This window comes from Paenibacillus algorifonticola, assembly GCF_000971975.1.
GTDB classification, from domain to species: Bacteria; Bacillota; Bacilli; order Paenibacillales; family Paenibacillaceae; genus Pristimantibacillus; species Pristimantibacillus algorifonticola.
The window spans coordinates 128,821-148,478 of sequence record NZ_LAQO01000011.1; the positions used below are offsets into that span (position 1 = coordinate 128,821).

Annotated in this window: 22 protein-coding genes and 2 pseudogenes; 21 read left to right on the plus strand and 3 right to left on the minus strand. The window is 48.3% G+C overall.

All coding sequences use genetic code 11. The features are described from left to right. Positions 1-29: 29 nt before the first annotated feature. The 7 genes and pseudogenes from WH37_RS18020 (at position 30) to WH37_RS18045 (ending at position 6,406) form a co-directional block, all read left to right on the plus strand. Complete coding sequence (locus WH37_RS18020; protein WP_046231995.1) at positions 30-563, plus strand: redoxin domain-containing protein; 534 nt, start codon at positions 30-32, stop codon at positions 561-563. 12 nt (positions 564-575) lie between these two features. Beyond that, positions 576-2,237 (plus strand): cytochrome c biogenesis protein ResB, encoded by a 1,662-nt coding sequence (resB, locus tag WH37_RS18025; RefSeq protein WP_231594275.1) that lies wholly within the window; start codon positions 576-578, stop codon positions 2,235-2,237. After that, positions 2,234-3,496 carry a cytochrome c biogenesis protein CcsA gene (ccsA, locus tag WH37_RS18030; RefSeq protein ID WP_046231996.1) on the plus strand — a complete coding sequence of 421 codons (1,263 nt, stop codon included), beginning with the start codon at positions 2,234-2,236 and terminating at the stop codon, positions 3,494-3,496. The genes resB and ccsA overlap by 4 nt, the downstream gene beginning before the upstream one ends. Before the next feature lie 27 nt (positions 3,497-3,523). After that, entirely contained in the window at positions 3,524-4,240 is a 717-nt protein-coding gene (locus tag WH37_RS18035) for a response regulator transcription factor (RefSeq protein WP_046231997.1), read from the plus strand. Further along, the gene (locus WH37_RS18040) at positions 4,240-5,706 is read left to right on the plus strand and encodes an ATP-binding protein (RefSeq protein ID WP_046231998.1); all 1,467 of its coding nucleotides are present in this window, start codon (positions 4,240-4,242) and stop codon (positions 5,704-5,706) included. The genes WH37_RS18035 and WH37_RS18040 overlap by 1 nt, the downstream gene beginning before the upstream one ends. Positions 5,707-5,831: 125 nt before the next feature. Next, positions 5,832-5,991, plus strand: a pseudogene (locus WH37_RS35630) (TetR/AcrR family transcriptional regulator); the annotation flags it as partial. 160 nt (positions 5,992-6,151) lie between these two features. Continuing rightward, on the plus strand, positions 6,152-6,406 hold the full coding sequence (locus WH37_RS18045; protein ID WP_046231999.1) for a hypothetical protein: 255 nt from the start codon (positions 6,152-6,154) through the stop codon (positions 6,404-6,406). Positions 6,407-6,501: 95 nt separating this feature from the next. On the opposite strand, the gene serA is transcribed toward WH37_RS18045, so the two are convergent. Continuing rightward, positions 6,502-8,091, minus strand: a complete 1,590-nt coding sequence (serA, locus tag WH37_RS18050; RefSeq protein WP_046232000.1) for a phosphoglycerate dehydrogenase — start codon at positions 8,089-8,091, stop codon at positions 6,502-6,504. A 285-nt stretch (positions 8,092-8,376) separates the two neighbouring features. Between serA and WH37_RS18055 the strand changes: the two genes are divergently transcribed. Beyond that, entirely contained in the window at positions 8,377-8,703 is a 327-nt protein-coding gene (locus WH37_RS18055; RefSeq protein ID WP_046232001.1) for a rhodanese-like domain-containing protein, read from the plus strand. A gap of 14 nt (positions 8,704-8,717) precedes the next feature. Here WH37_RS18055 and WH37_RS18060 read toward each other — a convergent pair whose 3' ends face one another. After that, entirely contained in the window at positions 8,718-9,635 is a 918-nt protein-coding gene (locus WH37_RS18060) for a hypothetical protein (protein ID WP_046232002.1), read from the minus strand. A 107-nt stretch (positions 9,636-9,742) separates the two neighbouring features. Between WH37_RS18060 and WH37_RS18065 the strand changes: the two genes are divergently transcribed. Continuing rightward, positions 9,743-10,348, plus strand: coding sequence for a CPBP family intramembrane glutamic endopeptidase (locus WH37_RS18065; protein ID WP_046232003.1), 606 nt, complete (start codon positions 9,743-9,745; stop codon positions 10,346-10,348). Beyond that, on the plus strand, positions 10,345-10,572 hold the full coding sequence (locus WH37_RS18070; protein ID WP_046232004.1) for a hypothetical protein: 228 nt from the start codon (positions 10,345-10,347) through the stop codon (positions 10,570-10,572). The genes WH37_RS18065 and WH37_RS18070 overlap by 4 nt, the downstream gene beginning before the upstream one ends. Before the next feature lie 30 nt (positions 10,573-10,602). On the opposite strand, the gene WH37_RS18075 is transcribed toward WH37_RS18070, so the two are convergent. Beyond that, positions 10,603-11,484 carry a polysaccharide deacetylase family protein gene (locus WH37_RS18075; RefSeq protein WP_046232005.1) on the minus strand — a complete coding sequence of 294 codons (882 nt, stop codon included), beginning with the start codon at positions 11,482-11,484 and terminating at the stop codon, positions 10,603-10,605. 194 nt (positions 11,485-11,678) lie between these two features. On the opposite strand from WH37_RS18075, the gene WH37_RS18080 reads away from it, so the two are divergent. The 11 genes and pseudogenes from WH37_RS18080 (at position 11,679) to rpsA (ending at position 19,602) form a co-directional block, all read left to right on the plus strand. After that, a complete protein-coding gene (locus WH37_RS18080) occupies positions 11,679-11,999 on the plus strand; it encodes a hypothetical protein (RefSeq protein ID WP_046232006.1) in 321 nt (106 codons plus the stop codon). A gap of 198 nt (positions 12,000-12,197) precedes the next feature. Beyond that, entirely contained in the window at positions 12,198-12,812 is a 615-nt protein-coding gene (locus WH37_RS18085; RefSeq protein WP_046232007.1) for a genetic competence negative regulator, read from the plus strand. Between the two features lie 112 nt (positions 12,813-12,924). Further along, positions 12,925-13,427: pseudogene (locus WH37_RS34815) on the plus strand (Glu/Leu/Phe/Val dehydrogenase); the annotation flags it as partial. A gap of 30 nt (positions 13,428-13,457) precedes the next feature. Next, the gene (gene prsW, locus WH37_RS18095) at positions 13,458-14,156 is read left to right on the plus strand and encodes a glutamic-type intramembrane protease PrsW (RefSeq protein WP_046232008.1); all 699 of its coding nucleotides are present in this window, start codon (positions 13,458-13,460) and stop codon (positions 14,154-14,156) included. A 55-nt stretch (positions 14,157-14,211) separates the two neighbouring features. Further along, positions 14,212-14,370 carry a hypothetical protein gene (locus WH37_RS36055; RefSeq protein ID WP_177218001.1) on the plus strand — a complete coding sequence of 53 codons (159 nt, stop codon included), beginning with the start codon at positions 14,212-14,214 and terminating at the stop codon, positions 14,368-14,370. 74 nt (positions 14,371-14,444) lie between these two features. Then, a complete protein-coding gene (ypeB, locus tag WH37_RS18100; RefSeq protein ID WP_046232009.1) occupies positions 14,445-15,812 on the plus strand; it encodes a germination protein YpeB in 1,368 nt (455 codons plus the stop codon). Between the two features lie 59 nt (positions 15,813-15,871). Beyond that, positions 15,872-16,525, plus strand: a complete 654-nt coding sequence (locus WH37_RS18105; protein ID WP_046232010.1) for a flagellar brake protein — start codon at positions 15,872-15,874, stop codon at positions 16,523-16,525. 59 nt (positions 16,526-16,584) lie between these two features. After that, positions 16,585-16,815 carry a hypothetical protein gene (locus WH37_RS18110; RefSeq protein ID WP_046232011.1) on the plus strand — a complete coding sequence of 77 codons (231 nt, stop codon included), beginning with the start codon at positions 16,585-16,587 and terminating at the stop codon, positions 16,813-16,815. A 173-nt stretch (positions 16,816-16,988) separates the two neighbouring features. Continuing rightward, positions 16,989-17,684: a (d)CMP kinase gene (gene cmk / locus WH37_RS18115; protein ID WP_046232122.1), complete on the plus strand. Its 696-nt coding sequence runs from the start codon at positions 16,989-16,991 to the stop codon at positions 17,682-17,684. Positions 17,685-17,687: 3 nt separating this feature from the next. Next, on the plus strand, positions 17,688-18,266 hold the full coding sequence (locus WH37_RS18120) for a lysophospholipid acyltransferase family protein (protein WP_046232012.1): 579 nt from the start codon (positions 17,688-17,690) through the stop codon (positions 18,264-18,266). Between the two features lie 106 nt (positions 18,267-18,372). Next, positions 18,373-19,602, plus strand: coding sequence for a 30S ribosomal protein S1 (gene rpsA / locus WH37_RS18125; RefSeq protein ID WP_046232013.1), 1,230 nt, complete (start codon positions 18,373-18,375; stop codon positions 19,600-19,602). Positions 19,603-19,658: the final 56 nt, after the last annotated feature.

The following is a 19,658-nucleotide window of genomic DNA, read 5'->3' on the forward strand; positions in this document are numbered from 1 at the left end:
CTAACCGAAATGCAGGTGATGAAAGCCCTATGAAATCGTCACGCAAAATCATGCAAATCGTCATATTGACAGCCGTGCTCATTATCGGAGGGTATGCGATTGGAACAACTTTGTTCGCTTCGGGCGAAAGCGGGGGCGTTCCGAAGGTGGGAGGCACACCGCCGGAGTTTAAGCTTGTAGATTTGCAGGGCAACGTGCATCAGCTGTCCGATTATAAGGGTAAAGCGATTGTCGTTAATTTCTGGGGAACGTTTTGCCCGCCATGCGTGAAAGAAATGCCGGAATTCGAACGTCAATTTGCCAAATGGCAAAATGATGGCCTCGAAATTCTGGCTATTAATTTGAGTGAGGATACACTCACCGTTAACAATTTTGTCCATCAGTTTGAGCTGAACTATCCGATATTGCGCGATGTTGACCGGAAGACGGAGCGTAAGTACGGACTAAGGTCATATCCGACTACTTTTTTCGTTAAGCCGGATGGCACTATTATGGATATTACAGTTGGTGGAATGACAGAGGAATATATTGATGAGCGTATTGCGAAGCTGTTAACGTATTAGGAGGTTTCTTCCGTGTTATCTATACATAACACCAAGTGTGAATGCGGGCATCAGAACGCGGTTGGAACTGTGCTGTGCGAAAGCTGCGGCAAGCCGCTTATGGAGGACCAGCAGCAAAATGAGCCGCTGGAAATGCGTTATGACGGCATTGCCCGGCGGTCGCAGAAAAAAAACCAAAATCTGATCGACCGGATTTGGAGCTTTTTTTCTTCCGTCAAAATTGCGATTTATTTGATTGTGCTGACGTTTCTCGGCGCTACTCTCGGAACGATCTACCCGCAGGAAAACACGTTTATTAACAATTTTGATATTGCGGCTTATTATGAAAGCACATATGGCACCCCGGGGAAAATTTATCAGATGCTGGGGTTGTCGCATACTTACGAGTCGTGGTGGTTCATTACGCTGCTTGTAATGATCGGGACGTCACTCGTCATTTGCAGCCTGGACCGGATTTTGCCGCTTTATAGGGCGCTAAGCAAGCAGCAAATTCGCAAGCATCTCCAGTTCATCAATCGGCAGAAGACGGTTTATTCCGCAAAAGTGGACGAGCCTGCCGAAGCATGGGTGGAGCAGTTTGCGGCTCAGCTAAAGCGGAAGCGCTACCGCGTTCATATGGACGGCTCAGCGCTGCTTGCGGAGAAAAACCGATTTAGTAGATGGGGACCTTATATTAATCATATCGGCCTTATTTTGTTTCTGCTCTCGATACTCGCCCGCAGCTTGCCAGGCTGGCAAATGGACAGCTATATTACCATCGCTGACGGAGCGACCGTACCGATTGAAGGCACCAACTATTATGTCAAAAATGAAAAGTTTACCGTTGATTTTTATACGGATGATGAGCTTCCGCCGGAGCTGAAGGGACAAGCTAGGGCGAAGCTTTATGAAACGGCGGCTGTGCTTTATACATGTTCAAGCGGCTGCGAGGCTGGTGAGACGCCGGTGCTTGAGGAAGTAGCGAGGCATGATATTATCGTCAACAGCCCGCTGAAATACAAAGGTTTGAAGCTGTATCAGTTTGACTTCGACCTGACGCCCAAGCTGATTAGCGTCAAGCCTATGCTGATCAATAAAGAGACGGGCGAGCAATACGGGCCTTTCGAGCTGACGATGAAGGATGCGGCGCTGAATTATGAGCTCGGCCCTTACAAAATGCGGCTGATCGCCAATTACATGGATTTCGCAGTTGGCGAGAACGGCGAACCGACGACGCTTGGGCGTGAACCGAATGCGCCAGCATTCGTCTTTCTGATTACTGGACCGGGACTCCCTGAAGCGGGACAGCCTTATATGTATTTTCCGATGCAGAAGGACAAGGAGAAGTTCGGGCAAGATCAAATTAATGGCGCTTTAGCAAGCAAAGTTGAGATCAAGGTCGATGGGATGCAAAATGTCAACTTCTCAGAAGCTTCTACCTCGCTTAATGTTCGTGTGGACAAGGCGCTGAACTTTGTCTGGGTAGGTGCTGCTATCTCGATGATCGGTCTATTGATGGGTTCATACTGGCAGCATCGCAGAATTTGGCTGCGCATAGACGACGGCCAGCTTTCGCTTGGCGCGCACACGAATAAAAACTGGTACGGCATGCGTGCGGATGTGGCGGGAGCGCTTCAAAAGATTGGCGTGACCGTAGATCCAAAGTCGCTAGATAACGGAGGGAATAACGCGTGAGTTTAGTTGATTTGAGCAGTGATGCTTTTATAGCCGCTTTTTTTCTGTATTGCTTTGCCTTTTTATTTTATGTCATTGCGATTGCGGGAAAAAAGTGGAGCAACCGCGATCCGTTTCAGCATGAGAAGCGCTGGGGACGCATTGCGTTTATCACCTCAAGCTTGGGGCTGGCCGCCCATCTGACCTTCTTCTTCACAAGATGGGCAGGAAGCGGTCAAATTCCAACGAGTAATATGTACGAATTTATGACCTTCCTCGGCATGGCGATTATGATTGCTTTTACGATTATATATGCGATTTATCGTAAAGCGCTGCTGGGGATGTTCTCCCTGCCGCTAACCGTTATTATCGTAGCTTATGCTTCGGTATTTCCACAGGAGGTTCAGCCGCTTATTCCAGCGCTTAACTCGATATGGCTTAAAGTACATGTTACGACAGCTGCGCTTGGTGAAGCCTTTTTTGCCGTCGGCTTTGCTGCCGGACTTATGTATTTGCTGCGGGTTGTTGATTTTAATAGCGAGACGAAGGAAGCACGGAGATCGCGTTTTTGGGTAGAGTTCTCGTTATATACGATCATTATTATTATTGGTTTTCTGGTTGCGGTATTTGGTTTCCGCGCCGCTGGTTATGAAGCGCAGTTCTCGCAAGAGATGTCGACAGTTGACGCCAAAGGGATTGAGTCTTCTAAAGTCGAGACGGTTGATTACACACTGCCTCCGATTGTGAAGCCTTATAACAGCGAGGTCGTACATGCGGACAGCTTCCTTGGCATGACAGATACAAAGCTCGAGGCACCATCTTGGATGAACGGCGTTAATGCGGGCCGCAAGCTCAATACGGTCATTTGGTCGATTATTGCCGGAACGATTTTGTATGGCTTGCTCCGCCTTGTATTCCGCAAGCCGCTTGGTGCGGTTATTCATCCGGTCATGGAGGGCGTTGACCCGGATGATCTGGATGAAATCAGCTACCGCGCCATTGCGATTGGCTTTCCGATTTTTACGCTGGGCGCGCTCATCTTTGCAATGATTTGGGCCAATATTGCATGGGGGCGGTTTTGGGGATGGGACCCGAAGGAAGTTTGGGCGCTTATTTCCTGGCTTTACTACAGTGCTTATTTGCATTTCAGATTGTCGCGCGGTTGGCAGGGCCTGCGGTCCTCCTGGCTCGCGGTCATTGGCTTCGTCGTTATTCTGTTTACGCTGGTTGGCGTAAATCTGGTAATAGCGGGCCTTCATTCATACGCGGGAACGAATTAATCGCGATTGGGAAAGGGGTTAGTGAATATGTCCAATTTCGCCAGCCGAATTTTGGTTGTTGACGATGAAGAACGGATTCGCCGTTTGCTCAAAATGTATTTGGAAAAGGAAGGCTACGTCATTGATGAAGCGGAAGATGGAGAATCCGCGCTGCAAATGGCTACGGCTACGGATTATGCGCTTATTTTGCTCGACGTTATGCTTCCAGGCATTGACGGCGTGGAAATGTGCTCCCGTCTCCGTCAAGTGAAAGCGACGCCTGTCATCATGCTGACTGCGAAAGGCGAGGAAATGAATCGCGTGCAAGGGTTTGAAGTTGGAGCTGACGATTACGTCGTCAAGCCATTTAGCCCGCGCGAAGTGATTTATCGGGTGAAGGCGATTTTGCGCCGCTCCTCGGCCACTGCCTTTTTGACGAAGGAAGTCAATTCCAGCAACAATATCGTATTCCCGCATTTGGTCATTGAGCATGATGCCCACCGCGTAACAGCGGCAGGTCAGGAAGTGAGCTTGACGCCAAAGGAATATGAACTGTTGCACTATTTGGCTGTTTCACCGGATAAAGTTTTTTCCCGTGAGGAACTGCTTAAGGATGTATGGAACTATGAGTTTTTCGGTGATCTCCGAACCGTTGATACGCATGTCAAGCGCCTGCGCGAGAAGCTGAACAAGGTGTCGGGCGATGCAGCGGCAATGATTACGACGGTATGGGGCGTCGGCTACAAGCTTGAGGTGCCAAAGTAATGAACTGGAGGAAGTACTCTCCTTTTCTGTTGTGGCATAGCGTCGTTGGCAAGCTGTGGGTGACGATTATTTTGCTCGTGGCTGTCGTGCTGCTGACGCTTGGCGTATTTCTTGTTCCGTATATTGGGTATTTGTTTGAAAAAGATGCCAGCCATGAAGTGATGCTGCTGTTCATCATCGTTGCGGTTATCGGTTTTCTGATGTCAACCTTTTTTGCTTTTTTTCTATCGCGTAAAATTCAGCAGCCGCTGTTGGAACTGAAGGAGGCTGCGGATTCGATATCGCAAGGAAATTATCAGATGCGGGTGAAGATTCGCTCTAATGATGAAATTGGCGAGCTGGCGAATACGTTCAACCATATGACTGAGCAGGTGGACAAGCTGATTCATGATCTTAATCATGAGAAGGAGCATTTGTCGAGCATTTTGCGCAGTATGGGGGACGGGGTCATTACGTTTGATGCTGAGGGCGAAATTATTTTGACAAATCCGCCGGGGCATCTGCTTATTAACCGCTGGGCTGATCTGGATCAGGAGTGGGGCGATGCTTTTTACGATAGCACAAAGCCATACTCTTCTGTTCCTGGACCGCTGCTTGATATATTCGAGAAGGTCATGGACGAAGGCCGCGACGTTTCCAATAAAGTATACGTGCACAACAGCATGTGGTCGGTCGTCATGGCCCCACTGCTGCGTGATGGCGTTGCCCGCGGAGCGGTCGCGGTCATTCGGAACGTGACGGAGGAGCATAAGCTGGAGAAGCTGCGGCGTGACTTTGTGGCGAATGTTTCACATGAGATTAGAACGCCGCTTTCGATGATGCAAGGCTACAGCGAAGCGCTGCTTGATGATATTGTTGCTTCTCCAGAGGAGCGCAAGGAGCTTGTGCAGGTTATTTATGATGAATCGCTGCGTATGGGCAGACTGGTCAATGATTTTCTGGATATGGCGCGCATGGAAGCCGGGCATGTGGAGCTGAATTTGCGGCAGGTTGACTTGCTGCAAATTATAAGGCGTGTGCATCGTAAGTTCCAGGTATTCGCCAAGGAACGGGAAGTCATGTTCAAGACAGAATTGCCTGATATGCCTTTGCTGCTGCTAGGGGCGGATGAAGACCGGCTTGAGCAGGTGCTGACAAATTTGCTTGATAATGCGCTGCGGCATACGCCGCTGGGCAAGTCCGTGACTATTGCGGCAAGCCCCATGACGATTAACCAGACCCACTATATTCAAATGCAAATTAAAGATGAGGGACAAGGCATTCCTAGCGAGGATTTGCCGTATATCTTCGAAAGGTTTTACAAAGCGGACAAATCGCGCAAGCGCGGTTCCTCTGTAGGAACAGGGCTCGGTCTTGCGATCGTCAAAAACATCATAACCCAGCATAATGGGCAAATCGAAGTAGATAGCATACTCGGCAAAGGAACGACCTTTACGCTGCTGCTGCCTGTCGAAACAAAGCATTAGCTGTCAAGGCGCTCCGATAGGAGCGCTATTTTTTGTTGAAAAGAAGCATTAAATCTTGTTGCTCGTGAAACATTCGAATATATTGAATATAGTTGTCAAAGAAATAAACGTTAAAGGAGCAAGGTGTGACAATAAAAACCAATTCAAAAGATCCTAGAGTAATCCGGACACGGCAGACGGCAGCTGCTCCTTGATGCACTTATTTCCTTGCTAGGTGAAAAGGATTTTGATGTGATCAGCGTTCGTGATATATCCGACCGTGCGACAGTCAATCGTGCCTCCTTTAACGTAAGCCAGAGGCAGATCAGCCGCTCGAAGTGCAGCTGCGCCAGCGGATACTCGCCGTATGCGACTATCATTCTAAGCTGAGCAGCGCCTGTACTGCTTGAGGAAGGGCACAACAATAAGTCCTATGAATTGACAGGGCCTCAGGCGGTCAATCTCATTGATATCGCGGCGTTGCTTATTGCAAGAGCAAGGCAAGGAATTTAAGGCGCTAGAAGCCGATCCGGAGGAGTACAGCAGCCTGCTGTCAGGGGCAGGCCTTCCTAAGGAGATGCTGCAGGTTATGCTGAGCATGTTTGCTGCGATTGAGGCAGGAGAATATGCGGAAGTCTCGGCGGAAGTATCTCGCATTACGGAACATGCCTCGGTGCCCGCTTCTGATTATGTGAAGCGTTTGGACAATAAGAAGGTATAAGCAGGGCAGGACAGTGCAGGCATAATGGCAAACAAAAGCCCCGGAATGGTCATCAATGACCACTTCGGGGCTTTTTGCATGGACAGAAGTCCGTATTAGATTTTGATTTCTTTTGCAGTGTTCAGCTCGGTCAAGTTCGTAAGCTGCTCCAGAACCTCTTTCGGTGTTCCTTTGTCAACACGCAATACCATGATCGCGGAGCCGCCCTCTAGCTGACGACCAACCTGCATCGTTGCAATGTTCACGTCATTCGTTCCAAGCAACGTACCTACGCGGCCGATAATACCAGGCTTATCGTTATGCGAGATCAGGATCAGGTTGCCTTCAGGCGTAACATCGACAGGGAAATTGTCAATTTGAACGATACGCGGGCCATAACCTGTGAGCAGTGTGCCGGCAACGGTACGTTCTTCCTTCTTCGTGCGCAGCGATACGGTTACGAGATTCGTAAAGTCTTTTGCAATATGCGATTTTTGAACGACAATGTTAACATCGCGCTCTTTCGCAAGGTGCATTGAGTTGACGACATTCACTTGCTCTGTGCCAAGGTGGTGGGACAGAATGCCTTTGACAACGTAGCGAGTCAGTGGCTGTGTATCTACTTCTGCAAGATCACCCGAGTAGCCAACAACGATTTCCTGTACCGCACCGTCTGTCATTTGGGAAATAAAGCTGCCCAGCTTCTCTCCAAGAATGAAATAAGGCTGAAGCTTGCTTTGCAGGCCAGCTGGAATTGGCGGCATGTTGACGGCATTGCTGAACGGCTCATCGCGCAAAATGTGCAGCACTTGCTCCGAAACGTCAATCGCAACATTTTCTTGCGCTTCTACTGTCGATGCGCCAAGGTGAGGCGTAACGATGATTTTCGGATGTTTCAGGAACGGGTGGTCCTTAGCTGGAGGCTCAACTTCAAATACGTCGAATGCCGCTCCAGCAACGATGCCTTTATCAATCGCTTCAACCAGAGCAATTTCATCAATGATTCCGCCGCGAGCGCAGTTTACGATACGCATGCCAGGCTTCATAACAGCAAATTGGTCTTTGCCAATCATATGATGAGTCTCAGGTGTAAGCGGTGTGTGAACAGTCATAAAATCTGCGTTACGGACAATTTCTTCCACCGATGCAAGCTTAATGCCAAGCTTCTCTGCACGCTCTTCCGTCATAAACGGATCGTAGCCGAGAATGTCCATGCCGAAAGCTTTCGCACGTTTTGCAACTTCGCTGCCGATACGGCCCATGCCAAGAACGCCCAGCACTTTGTTGCGAAGCTCTACGCCAAGGAAGGATTTGCGATCCCAAACGCCATTGACCGTTTTCATGTAAGCTTGAGGAATATGGCGGGCAACGGCCATCATCATGGCGAAAGTGTGCTCGCAAGTTGTAATCGTATTGCCGTCAGGAGCGTTAATAACGATAATTCCGCGCTGGGTTGCAGCGTCCAGGTCAATGTTGTCTACGCCAACGCCTGCGCGTCCAACAACTTTCAGAAGCTTGCCGGCTTCCATAATGCGTGCTGTTACACGCGTTTGGCTGCGAACGAGCAGAGCGTCGTATTCGCCAATAATGGCGACGAGCTCGTCTTCGCTTAAACCTGGTTTTTTATCGACAATGATATCTTCCGCGTCTACAAGCTGTTGGATGCCCAGATCGCTGATAGGATCGGATACTAGCACTTTAAACATAAGTAGATTGCCCCCTAAAATTTTTGCGAATGTAAAAATCATTTCGTAAGCTACATCAGGTGTGATACTAAAATAAAAACCGCCCTTGCACACATACGCATGCGAGGCGAGAGTTTCTTATAGTCAAACGGCGCCTCGAATCATGTCGAATGACAGAAAGGATAGCCTTTATCATTTTAAAGCATTAACATGGACAATTGCAATCCTCAAACTTGATCAAATGTGAAATTTTTTGATATGATTCATGCATTGCCTGTTTAAATAGATAAAGGGGAGAGACGAGAGATGAGCAATTGGGAAGAGATCGAAGCGGATGTTTTTTTGCAGCTGTTGGAGAAAGGACATATAGAGGCAGGGCAAGTCATTGACGTTCGCGAGTCGTTTGAATGGGATTATTATCATTTGGAGCAGTCCACGCATATTCCGATGAATACGATCCCTCATCACTTGGGACAAATAGCGGATGACAAGCCGCTTTATATCGTATGTGCACATGGCGTGCGCAGTGCTAATGTATGCGGATATTTAGAAAAGCAGGGCTACGGCAGCCTCCTCAATGTGACGGGAGGAATGGCGGCCATAGCCCTGCTTCAAGGGTTTCAATACGACTAGCAGCAGCCGGTCGGTTAAGATGCGTTGGTGGTGAAGAAAGGCAGCAGCGGCAGCACTTCCTTGCTGTACATTTGCTCTGAACCGTTGCTGTAGTCACCGCTACGCACAGCGGCTGTATTCATCAGCAGCTCAGCAATGGCAGCGATGGAGCGGATTTTCATTTTGCTCGCTTGCCCCGTCTTAATAAATTCATCGATCCGGATAACCAGATCCTGTGGATAGTAGTTCGTTAATTGCTTATGCGACAACAAATGGTCGGCCATCAATTTGTTTTTCACAATAAGGGGCAGCTTGTTCCATTTGCTGATTTCCAAAATATTCGGGAACTTGTATTCGTTAGGAATATCACTGTTCACGGTAGCCGCCCATTTCATCATCGCACTGTAATACGATTGCTGCGAGGAAAGGGTTTGCTTCACGGCTGCTTGGTAAATGGAATCATCATTAACAGCTGCGACGAGCTTCGCAGAATTGAGCGTCTTCGCTTTGTTCGCTGCTTTGTTTGACGTTTGCTCAAACAATTCAAGGCTTTTAATGACGCTCGCCTGTGCTTCACCGAGCAGCGGCGATTGCTGCATATTGAAGGAAGCGACCTCGCCTGCTTTTTTCTTGGCTAGCTTGGACAAATCTTTAAATATGGCGTTGCCATCGGCTGAATCATCCTGCTCCAGTTTTTTCAAGGCGCTGAACCATTCGTTTTGGAATTCACGGTAGGGCAGAAATACAGTATGATAGTAGGAGACGAGATCCTGCTGCTGATACGGAGTCGACTTGGATTTGGCCTCACTGTTTAACTGTTTCATTTCGTAGCTGGTTTTGGTCTGCTCACTGCCGTACTGTACACCGTAGAAAAATGCGCCGACTGCGCAAACCAGCATGAAAATAAAACCTATGCTGTAAAACATGGCGGAACGGGTTAGCTGCTTTTCCATAACAAAACTCCCTTTTATGTATGTATTCATTATTGCTCTCTTTTGCAGCCTGTGCGTACAGGTGAATTTACTTCAAAAATACGAACCTCCAGGACGGGCGGGAAGTTATGAAAAAATTCGACATCCGTAAAATACGAGTGCGCAAGGTGACCGTTGACGAGCTTGACGATCGCATGCTGCTCATTAATTTGTACATGACGCAAGCACTTACTTTTATTATCGGCTTGATATGGGTTTTATTTCAGCGTCAAAGCATAATTCATTTATTTCATTTTCCGAAAGAGCTTAATGTCGTGTGGTTTGGACTAGGTTTGGCGGCGGTTGTACTGCTTGTAGATTTGTCTATTTCCCGCTTTGTCCCTGATGAAGCAGCCGATGATGGCGGCGTAAATGACCGGATTTTCCGTGAACGCCCGATTTGGCATATTATCGTATTGTCGTTTGTCGTCTCGGTATGTGAAGAGCTGCTTTTCAGAGGTGCTTTGCAGCACGCGTTCGGGCCGTATTGGACAAGCATTATTTTTGCAGCGATTCATGTCCGGTATTTAAAGCATTGGATTCCAACTGGACTTGTGTTTTCCATTAGCTACGGCTTAGGATGGATTTATATCCAAACTGGCAGCTTGTGGGCCCCAATTCTTGCTCACTTTGCGATAGATATGATTATGGGCTTTATTATAAGATTCAGGAGGGAACCGAAAGGGCAATTATGAGCAGGGTACAAAAATTCGGGAAAACATCGCGCAAAGGGCCGTCGCCCGAGAAAATGGAAGCTCCCCGAATCAATGAAGAGGGAAGGGAGATCCTTCCCCCAAGACGGAAAAAGTTCCCTTCAGGCGCAAGCAAAGTAACGAGATGGTATTATAATGTATTGTTTTTCCTCTTTCTAAGCTTGGTCGGCGCGCTGTTCTGGTATGGATTGAAATATACGAATTAAGCTGCTGGAGCGCTTTGCTGTCCCACGCTTCTAATTCGACTGTTTCGTATCAATCGCAGCCGGATCAATGAAGCCATAGCCCTTGTCTTCAAGCTGCGTCAGCAGCTTGTCAAGCGCTTCAGCTGTCCAGGCCAGCTCATGCATTAAAATGTTGGCGCCAGGATGGAGCTGTTCCAGCACACTCGCGACGACTTTGTCAGGATCTCCTGGAGATTTCTGTTCCCAATCGAGCGAACCGTTGGACCACGTCATGTACAGCATGCCGTGGTTTTTGACGATTTCTTTGACGCTATCGTTGCCAGACCCATAAGGCGGACGGAAAAACTTTGGCGCTTCGCCAGTCAACTCCTTGACGGTATCCTGGACATCAGCAACCTGCTGCTCCACTTTGGCGGCGGATTCTTTTTTCAAATTGATATGGTCCCAAGAGTGGTTGCCGATCGTCTGTCCGCGCTCGTGAATGAGCGTCAGCAAATCAGGGTTTGCTTTAACCCGGTAGCCGTTTACGAAAAAGATCGCTTTCGCTTTATGCTTGTCGAGCGTATCGAGCAGGCTGGTAAGCACCTCCTTGTTGTGCGGCCCATCATCAAAGGTCAGCAGCACGACTTTGTCCGTCGCCCCTTCATCCAGCGGCTTGAAGCGGTATACGCTGTCCATTTTGTACAGCTTGGCTGCTGGTGCTTCGCTTGGCGAAGGCGTTACTTCGGCTTCTGTATTGGGCGAGGCTGTGGGCTCCTCCTGCTGAAGGGCTGGCGAAGCGGTTTGCAGTTGCTCTGCCGCTTGGCTTTCCAGTGCCGCCTCACTTTCCTGCGGCTGGTTGCTGCCTGAGGGGACGCTTTGCTGGCTGCAAGCGGCAGCAACTAAAGCGGCTCCTAGAAAAACAGCGAGCGATGCGGTCATTCTTTTAAACATAATGAACCTCCATTTATATGGTGTAGTTATCAGTGGGTATTATTGTAGCATAATCAATAATGCTGTGTTTTGTAAGCCGCGGGATTTCCTTTATTAAGCAGGATAAATACAGTCAGGCAAGCCACACTATAGGGTGAAATCGAATATTGAATAGGGATTTTTCGGGCCCTAAATCAAGGAGGTTTTGTGCTACTATGAGGCTAAGAGGATTTCTTCTCGGAGGGCTCGCCGGGGCAGCCGCTGCTCTCTTTGTTGCCCGCAAGCGTCCGGGTACAGCTGCACTCGCAGCGGGCGTGCTGGCGAGCGCCTGCTCCACGATTAGCCACAAGGCGATGTCCTTGTGGAACGACAAATGGATGCAAAAGGCCGTAAATACGGCCCCAAAGCGTACAGACGATACCGCCGGAAAATTCGGCGACGGCTGGGTTCAGATTGAGGCAATGATGAACAGTGATCCGGAGCTGAAACAGCAAGCCGAGGAGATCATGGCGGAATCGTCGAACAAGACACATTAACCAACAGTTTCGGGAAGGAATCGTTTGAACGAGGCACTGAAAAAGTGCAGCTTCGAACGATTCTTTTTGCCTATTTTAGGTGCAATCCGAGTTTGAACATGATAAAGTAGTTACATAGTTTGATTTGACCAATTTGGTCACATCTTCTTGTAAATTTCATACGCTGTTACAACAGATGCTGCAGAGGAGGATCCTGTCATGAAGATCGAACGACTTAGTCAGGACAAGATAAAAATATTTCTGACGTTCGACGACCTGCTGGAACGAGGGATCCAGAAGGACGACATGTGGCGCGAAATTCCAAAGGTGCACGAACTATTCAGTGAAATGATGGATCAAGCATACAGTGAACTTGGATTCGATGCCAGTGGACCGTTAGCGGTCGAAGTGTTTGCCCTGCCGGCCCAAGGTATGGTCGTGATTGTCACTCGCGGCAAAATGAACGGAAGCTCGGAAGAGAGAACGTCCGATGATGATGACGCAGATGACGAAATTTACGAAATGGAAGTGACGCTTGAGCAAAGCGATATCGTCATGTATTCCTTTCGCGATTTCGAGGATGTTATACAGGTTTGCAGACAGCTGCAAGCCGCTGCCCTGACAGAAGATGGGCGCCTGTATGCTTACAATAATAAATATATACTGGCGCTGGAACCGGCTTTGATTGAAACGTCCCGCCATAATGCCGTTATCGCCCTGCTGGCGGAATACGGGGAAGCCACATCGGTCACTTATGCGATGCTGGAGGAGTACGGGAAAGTAATCATGCCTTCCGAGGCTGTGAAAGAAATATGCACTCATTTTTTCAACTAGGCCATGCTTAAGCGAAGAGGGCGCAATGAATGGAGCATCTGCAGGAGCGTCAAGCCTGCTGATGCTCTTCTTCTTTTTATTTATCCGTACAATTGCTGGAATATAGTGTCCGCCGCTTGTGCTAGGCGGCTCCAGAGGCAGGGAACTGCGGCGGCGCGGGGGTGTTGCCGTGATGATTCAGGAAGCACTCAGGCTGAAAAAACATCCCTTTACATAATGCGCGCATCGTTATTCAAGGGTTCGGCAATGCGGCAGCTTTCTTGCTAAATTCATGCATGAAGCTGGAGCTCGCGTAATAAGTATATCCGATGTGTCCGGAGCGTTGTATAATGAAGTAGGACTGGACATCCCTGATTTGTTGGACAAGCGGGATTCGTTCGGTAATGTGATACGTTTGATTTCTTCAACGATTACGAACAGCATGCTGCTTGAGCTGCCCTGTGATGTGCTTGTACCAGCAGCAATTGAATATTGAAGCTTGAAAAAATAATGATACGCAGTTTTGCGCAAGTATACGAAATCCACCAAAACCGCAAAGTGGATATGCGGCTCGCTGCCTATATGGCGGGAATCCGCAAAATGGCGGAAGCCTCCCGTTATCGGGGGTGGGTATAGCAGGCGCAGCATGGGGGGTGAAGAGCGACGATGATGTGGATTTCTGTCTTGACGGCAGCGGTGGCACCAGGAATAGCGCTGCTGACTTATTTATATTTAAAGGACAAATACGATACGGAGCCTATTCATATGGTCGTCCGGATGTTTTTGCTGGGCGTGCTGATTGTGCTGCCGATTATGGTTGTTCAGCGCGGCCTGCAGCTGTGGTGGGGCGATCATCCAATCGTATTTTCCTTTGTGCAATCGGCCAGTGTAGAGGAATTTATGAAATGGTTCGTTCTTTATCATTTTATTTACAATCATACGGAGTTTGACGAGCCTTACGACGGCATTGTTTACGCCGGCTCCATCTCGCTCGGATTTGCGACACTCGAAAATGTGATGTATGCCTTTCTGGCTCCCGCATCGTTCGGCTCGCTTGTTGTGAGAGCGCTGCTTCCTGTATCGGGGCATGCCCTCTTCGGTATTATGATGGGCTATTATGTAGGCAAAGCCAAGTTCGAGAGCAATGGCAAAAAGCGTAGAAATTATATCGCTGTATCGTTTCTGCTGCCCATTATGCTGCACGGCAGCTATGACTGGATCATGATCACGCTGCGTTCCAGCTGGATCTGGTTCATTATTCCGTTCATGGCCGTGCTATGGGTCGTTGGGCTCCGAAAAATGCAGCGGGCCAACTCGCGCTCGCCGTTTCGTTTTTTGAAGCGGGATGAAGAGGTTAAATTGTAAAGCAGCCGTCCATACTGAAAGCTAGAGGAAATTTTTCGATAAGCTGGAGGTAGGGATGGAAGCAGTTAGAGTGAAAGTGACCATTCGCTGCAATGTATGTGGCGAGAAGTTCGTTTTGCGCGGCAAGCGCGAAAGCAGCGGCATAGATACTGGTTTCAAGCAATGCATTTGCAACAACATCGACGATCTTGATATTGAAGAACATACTTTTTAAACAAATTGAATGCATAAAGCTCCTTTCAGCAAACCAAACTAACACCAGGTTTGCACAAGAAAGGAGCTTTTTGTATGGTTTATAAACGGATAAGCGCGGTATTGTTTCCGATTGCGGCTATTTTGCTGGTAGGTTCGCTCTATTGGGGCTATCAGGAGCATCAGGAGAAAAACGCTGTATTGATGAAGGCGGAAAATCAGTATCAACGGGCGTTCCATGATTTAACTTACCATGTGGATAAGCTGCATCAGCAGCTTGGCAATACGCTAGCAGTCAATTCCACATCACAAGCGTATCATCGAAAAGGGCTCGTTAACGTATGGCGGCTAACAAGCGAGGCGCAGAACGAAATCAACCAGCTGCCGCTTTCGATGCTTCCATTTAACGAGGCGGAGGAATTTTTGTCGCGCATCGCCAATTTTGCCTATAAAACTTCCGTTCGCGATTTGACGAAGCAGCCGCTGTCTGAGGATGAATTCAAAACCCTCAAAACGCTGTATGCCAACTCAAAGGATATTTCAAAGGATTTGCAAGGCATGCAGGAAAAAGTGCTCTCGAATCATTTGCGCTGGATGGATGTCGAGCTGTCATTGGCGGCTCAGCAGGCTAAGGGCGATCAGACGATTGTGGACGGCTTCAAGGGTGTCGATAAAAAGGTGAGCGATTATCCGGAAATTAACTGGGGCCCTTCGGTTTCCAGCATGTACGAGAAGCGTCCGATCAGCATGCTGAGCGGTAAAGCTGTAACGGCAGATGAAATTAAGCAGCGTGCCGCCAAGTTTGCCGGCAAAAAGGGCGAGGGCAAGGACATTCGCGTCGAGGAAAATGGCAAAGGCACGGAATATGCTTCGTATTCCGCAGTATTGTCCGAGCATAAGTCGGGCAGAGCGATCCATATGGATTTTTCGCAAAAGGGCGGTCAGCTTATCGCTTATATGGACCCTCGTGATATTGGAGAGAAGCAGCTAGGCATCGATCAAGCGCGGGCTGCGGCTGAAAAATTTTTGAAAGAGCATGGATTTGACGGCATGAAGGCGGTAAGCTATGACGCGTATGATAATGCAGGAACGTTCAGCTTCGTCGGCAACCAGGACGATGTGCTGATTTATCCAGACAAGCTGACGGTCAAAGTTGCGCTTGATAACGGAGATATAGCGGCGCTGCAAGCGAATGAATATGTGTTCGAGCATCATAAGCGTACGCTGCCTAAGGCAGGCATTTCCAAAGCAGATGCCCGCAAGGCGCTGAACCCGGAAATGAAAGTCTCAAAAGAGCAGATGGCGCTGATCAAAAACGATGACGGCAACGAAGTGTTATGCTATGAATATACGGGCCGGATCAATGATAGCGACTACCGAATTTACATTAATGCAGACAACGGCTTGGAAGAAGCGATTGAAGTTATGTCTTCGCTTGACAAAGTGGCAAGTTCCGGTAAATAACCTTATGGCTCCTCTCTATATGTCGTGTTATAATGACAGCATTATAGGGGGGAGCCAACTTGTTGCCGAAAATTAATCAAATGTTATTTTTCCAAATTGCTTCTTCTGATGAAGCAGAAGCTGCCATCGAGTATAAGGCGCGTATTGCCGAGGTACTGGATGAAGGTTTTTTGATTGAGAACCCGATAAATAGCCAAAATGGCAGAATGAAAAGGATGTTTTTGGGCGACGAGCTTTCGGTCTATTTTGTATCGGAGGACGGAATCAAGCATTTCTTTAATTCCCATGTTCTTGGTTTCCGGGAAGATGTCGTTAAGCTGGTCAAAATCCGGAGGCCAGAGCTTGATCAGATTACAAAGGTGCAGCGGCGCAATTTCCTGCGGGTAGCTGCAGAGCTTGAAATTGCAGTGAAAATGCCGGATCAGGTCCGCTTCGTGGCACTTACAGATGATGTTGGCGGCGGCGGAATTTCGTTCATTTGCGATGGGAAATGGACGATTTCCCGTGGTCAGGTGCTGGAGTGCTGGCTGCTTATTCCTTATAAAAATGGTTCCATTGAACACGCATCATTCAATGCGGAAATTGTGAGGGTTGTACAGCTTGAAACGGGGCGCAATCAGGCGATGATTAAATTTGCCGGCATTAATGATACAGACCGTCAGCGGATTATTCGCTTCTGCTTTGAACGACAGCTGGAATTCCGCAACCGCTGAATAGTAAAAGCACCCTCTAGGCATGCTATCCTTTAACAGGGATAGAAGGGAATGATTGTATGGCTCGCGTGTCTGGGCAAAACCGGAAACGGCAGGAGGGACAAGCTCCTTGCCCGTCTTTTTCAGTTCGGTTTGATAAAATAGGAAAATGGCTCGGCATCGCGGCCGCGGCGCTGCTTATAGCCTGTTTGCTTGCGCAAACGGCGCTGCAAAGCAGCACGGTCAGACACTTGCTGTCGGGAGTTGAACGTATGGAAGGAACCCGTCTGCAAGGACAGGTTTCTTCATAATGCGTTCAAACATCTAGGAGCGGGGTGGATGGTGTTTTTGCATCCGTTCGTATAGTGTGGTATAATTTTCACGTCCGCAGGCAAAGCCTGCTTTTTTATTGAGAGGTTAGCGTCGCATCTGTCACGGTGTATCAAGCCAGCCATCTCGACATAAGGGGGGTTGACTTTTAGTGATGCAGCAAGACGGTGACGGCGAGCGAATCAACATTGCGATCGATGGACCTGCTGGAGCAGGGAAAAGCACAGTAGCGCGTAAAGTTGCCGAACAATTAGGATATATTTATATTGATACAGGTGCTATGTATCGAGCCGTGACCTATAGTTCGCAGCAGGCGGGTATTGGGCCGCAGGAAGCTGGCAAGCTGGCTGACCATGTGACACATTTGGACATTAAGCTGCAGGCTGGCGACAATGGACAGACTGTTTTTTTGAATGGAAAAAATGTCACCGAACAAATTCGTTCACGCGATGTGACGCTTAATGTGTCTCATTATGCGGCGAATGAAGCGGTTAGGCAATTTCTTGGCGCAGCGCAGCGCAGGCTGGCTGAGGACAAAGGTGTTGTCATGGATGGAAGGGATATTGGTTCCCATGTGCTTCCGAACGCTGAGTTGAAGGTGTTTTTAACAGCATCCGTTGAGGAGCGTGCGCTTCGCAGGTACAAGGAGGTGGCCGGCAAGCAGCCGGTGACGCTTGAACAGCTTGCGGAAGAAATTTCGCAGCGTGACCAACTGGATGAACAGCGGGAGATTTCACCGCTCGTCCGCGCTGAAGATGCAATCCTGCTGGACAGCACGGCGATGCCGATCGAAGAGGTCGCCCAGGCTATTGTCAAATTAAGCAGAACCAAACTGGCGGGGGCGAAGTAAACTATGTTATACCTGTTGTTCCGATTTCTTCTCCGTGTGCTCTATATATGCCTATTCCGTCTTGAAGCCAAAGGGCTTGAGAATATACCTGCTGACGGGCCTGTCATTTTATGCGCCAATCATGTCAGCAATTTTGACCCGCCTACGGTCGGTGTCAAAGTTAAACGAAAAGTCCATTATATGGCGAAAGCGGAATTATTTAAAATTCCGGTCTTCGGGCCGCTCATTCGGGCATTTGGAGCTTTTCCAGTTAAGCGCGGAGGCGTGAGCAAAGAGGCGATCAAATCAGCAATCACCCTGCTGAAAGAAGGCAATGTAATGGGGATTTTCCCGGAAGGCTCTCGCCGCAATCAAGGCGGGGAAGCGAAGAAGGGAGCGGCAATGATTGCGCTTCGCAGCAATGCTGTTGTTATTCCTGTAGCAATTGTGGGTAATTATTCCTTGTTTCGCAAAGTAACGGTTTATTATGGCAAGCCGGTTGATCTTTCCGCATTTATTGATGATTCCTCACCGGATAAGCTGGACCGTCTGACTGATGCGATTATGATGGACGTTCGCGCCCTTATTGCAGCGAACAAATAAACATAGCTGTTTTAAATGCTGCTTAATGTTTTACTTTAGAACGTTGGCGGATTTAAATAAAATTGTAAGTTGAAAAGTTGTTGGATGAATTGAGGAGGTTATTTCAATGTCAGAAGAAACCAATGTGCAAGAGTCCGCAGTAGCGGAAAATCAAGAGGCTATGGATAATTTCGTATCCTTGAAAAAAGGGGATACAGTTAAAGGTTCGATCGTCAAAATCGAAGATAACCAAGCTTACGTAAGCCTTGGATATAAATATGACGGTGTTATCCCGATTCGCGAGCTGTCTGCAGTTCAATTGGATAATGCAAACGAAGCCGTACAAGTAGGCCAAGAAGTTGAGCTTAAAGTTATCAGCATTGATGACGAGAAAGAAAAGCTTGTTCTTTCGAAGAAAAGCGTAGATGGCGAGCGCGCTTGGGATTCGCTTCAAGCTCGTTTCGAGAGCGGCGAAGTATTTGAAGTTGTCGTAGCTGACGTTGTAAAAGGCGGCCTTGTCGCTGATGTTGGCGTACGCGGCTTTATCCCGGCTTCGATGGTTGAGCGTCATTTTGTAGAAGATTTCAGCGACTACAAAGGCCGCACACTTCGCGTAAAAGTGAAAGAAATCGACCAAGAGAACGGCAAAGTTATTCTGTCCGCGAAAGAAGTATTGGACGCAGAATTTGAAGGCAACAAACAAAAATTGATCGCGGCTCTTAAACCAGGAGAGCAGCTTGAAGGTACAGTTCAACGTTTGACACCGTTTGGTGCATTCATTGATATCGGCGGCGTTGACGGTCTCGTTCACGTTTCCGAGCTTTCATGGCAGCACGTTGCTCATCCTAAGGATGTAGTAGCTGAAGGTCAAGCGGTAACGGTTAAAGTTCTTAAAGTTGATCCGGCTGCTGGTAAAATCAGCCTGAGCATGAAAGCTGCTCAACCAGGTCCTTGGGAAACAGCTGGAAGCCAATTCAACATTGGCGATATCGTAACAGGTACGGTTCGTCGCCTCGTTACTTTCGGCGCATTTGTTGAAATTGCTCCAGGCGTTGAAGGTTTGGTACACATTTCCCAAATCGCTCACCGTCATATTGCGACTCCTTTCGAGGTATTGCAAGAAGGGCAAGAAGTTCAAGCGAAAGTTCTTGACTTCAACCCTGCTGAAAAACGCGTTAGCCTGAGCATCAAGGAAACAGAAGAAGCTCCTGAGCAACCGCAAAAGCCAGAAAGACAACAACGCGAGCGCGCTCCTAAACAAGAGGAACTGAACAATCCTAATGTTAGCTTGAACAGCCAAAGCATGAGCTACTCGCTGGCTGAGCGTTTCGGCGACAAACTGAATAAATTGAAATAATTCGTTTACAGGTATTTTTTCGAAAGGCCAGGCAGCTGCTTGGCCTTTTGTTTTTT

What these genes read in the sequence shown, in the direction of transcription:
- WH37_RS18020 (WP_046231995.1), top strand. Translation starts at nt 30, where the DNA reads ATGAAATCGTCACGCAAAATCATGCAAATCGTCATATTGACAGCCGTG.
- WH37_RS18035 (WP_046231997.1), top strand. Translation starts at nt 3,524, where the DNA reads ATGTCCAATTTCGCCAGCCGAATTTTGGTTGTTGACGATGAAGAACGG.
- WH37_RS18040 (WP_046231998.1), top strand. Translation starts at nt 4,240, where the DNA reads ATGAACTGGAGGAAGTACTCTCCTTTTCTGTTGTGGCATAGCGTCGTT.
- serA (WP_046232000.1), bottom strand. Translation starts at nt 8,091, where the DNA reads ATGTTTAAAGTGCTAGTATCCGATCCTATCAGCGATCTGGGCATCCAA.
- WH37_RS18055 (WP_046232001.1), top strand. Translation starts at nt 8,377, where the DNA reads ATGAGCAATTGGGAAGAGATCGAAGCGGATGTTTTTTTGCAGCTGTTG.
- WH37_RS18060 (WP_046232002.1), bottom strand. Translation starts at nt 9,635, where the DNA reads ATGGAAAAGCAGCTAACCCGTTCCGCCATGTTTTACAGCATAGGTTTT.
- WH37_RS18065 (WP_046232003.1), top strand. Translation starts at nt 9,743, where the DNA reads ATGAAAAAATTCGACATCCGTAAAATACGAGTGCGCAAGGTGACCGTT.
- WH37_RS18070 (WP_046232004.1), top strand. Translation starts at nt 10,345, where the DNA reads ATGAGCAGGGTACAAAAATTCGGGAAAACATCGCGCAAAGGGCCGTCG.
- WH37_RS18075 (WP_046232005.1), bottom strand. Translation starts at nt 11,484, where the DNA reads ATGTTTAAAAGAATGACCGCATCGCTCGCTGTTTTTCTAGGAGCCGCT.
- WH37_RS18080 (WP_046232006.1), top strand. Translation starts at nt 11,679, where the DNA reads ATGAGGCTAAGAGGATTTCTTCTCGGAGGGCTCGCCGGGGCAGCCGCT.
- WH37_RS18085 (WP_046232007.1), top strand. Translation starts at nt 12,198, where the DNA reads ATGAAGATCGAACGACTTAGTCAGGACAAGATAAAAATATTTCTGACG.
- prsW (WP_046232008.1), top strand. Translation starts at nt 13,458, where the DNA reads ATGATGTGGATTTCTGTCTTGACGGCAGCGGTGGCACCAGGAATAGCG.
- WH37_RS36055 (WP_177218001.1), top strand. Translation starts at nt 14,212, where the DNA reads ATGGAAGCAGTTAGAGTGAAAGTGACCATTCGCTGCAATGTATGTGGC.
- ypeB (WP_046232009.1), top strand. Translation starts at nt 14,445, where the DNA reads ATGGTTTATAAACGGATAAGCGCGGTATTGTTTCCGATTGCGGCTATT.
- WH37_RS18110 (WP_046232011.1), top strand. Translation starts at nt 16,585, where the DNA reads ATGGCTCGCGTGTCTGGGCAAAACCGGAAACGGCAGGAGGGACAAGCT.
- cmk (WP_046232122.1), top strand. Translation starts at nt 16,989, where the DNA reads ATGCAGCAAGACGGTGACGGCGAGCGAATCAACATTGCGATCGATGGA.
- WH37_RS18120 (WP_046232012.1), top strand. Translation starts at nt 17,688, where the DNA reads ATGTTATACCTGTTGTTCCGATTTCTTCTCCGTGTGCTCTATATATGC.
- rpsA (WP_046232013.1), top strand. Translation starts at nt 18,373, where the DNA reads ATGTCAGAAGAAACCAATGTGCAAGAGTCCGCAGTAGCGGAAAATCAA.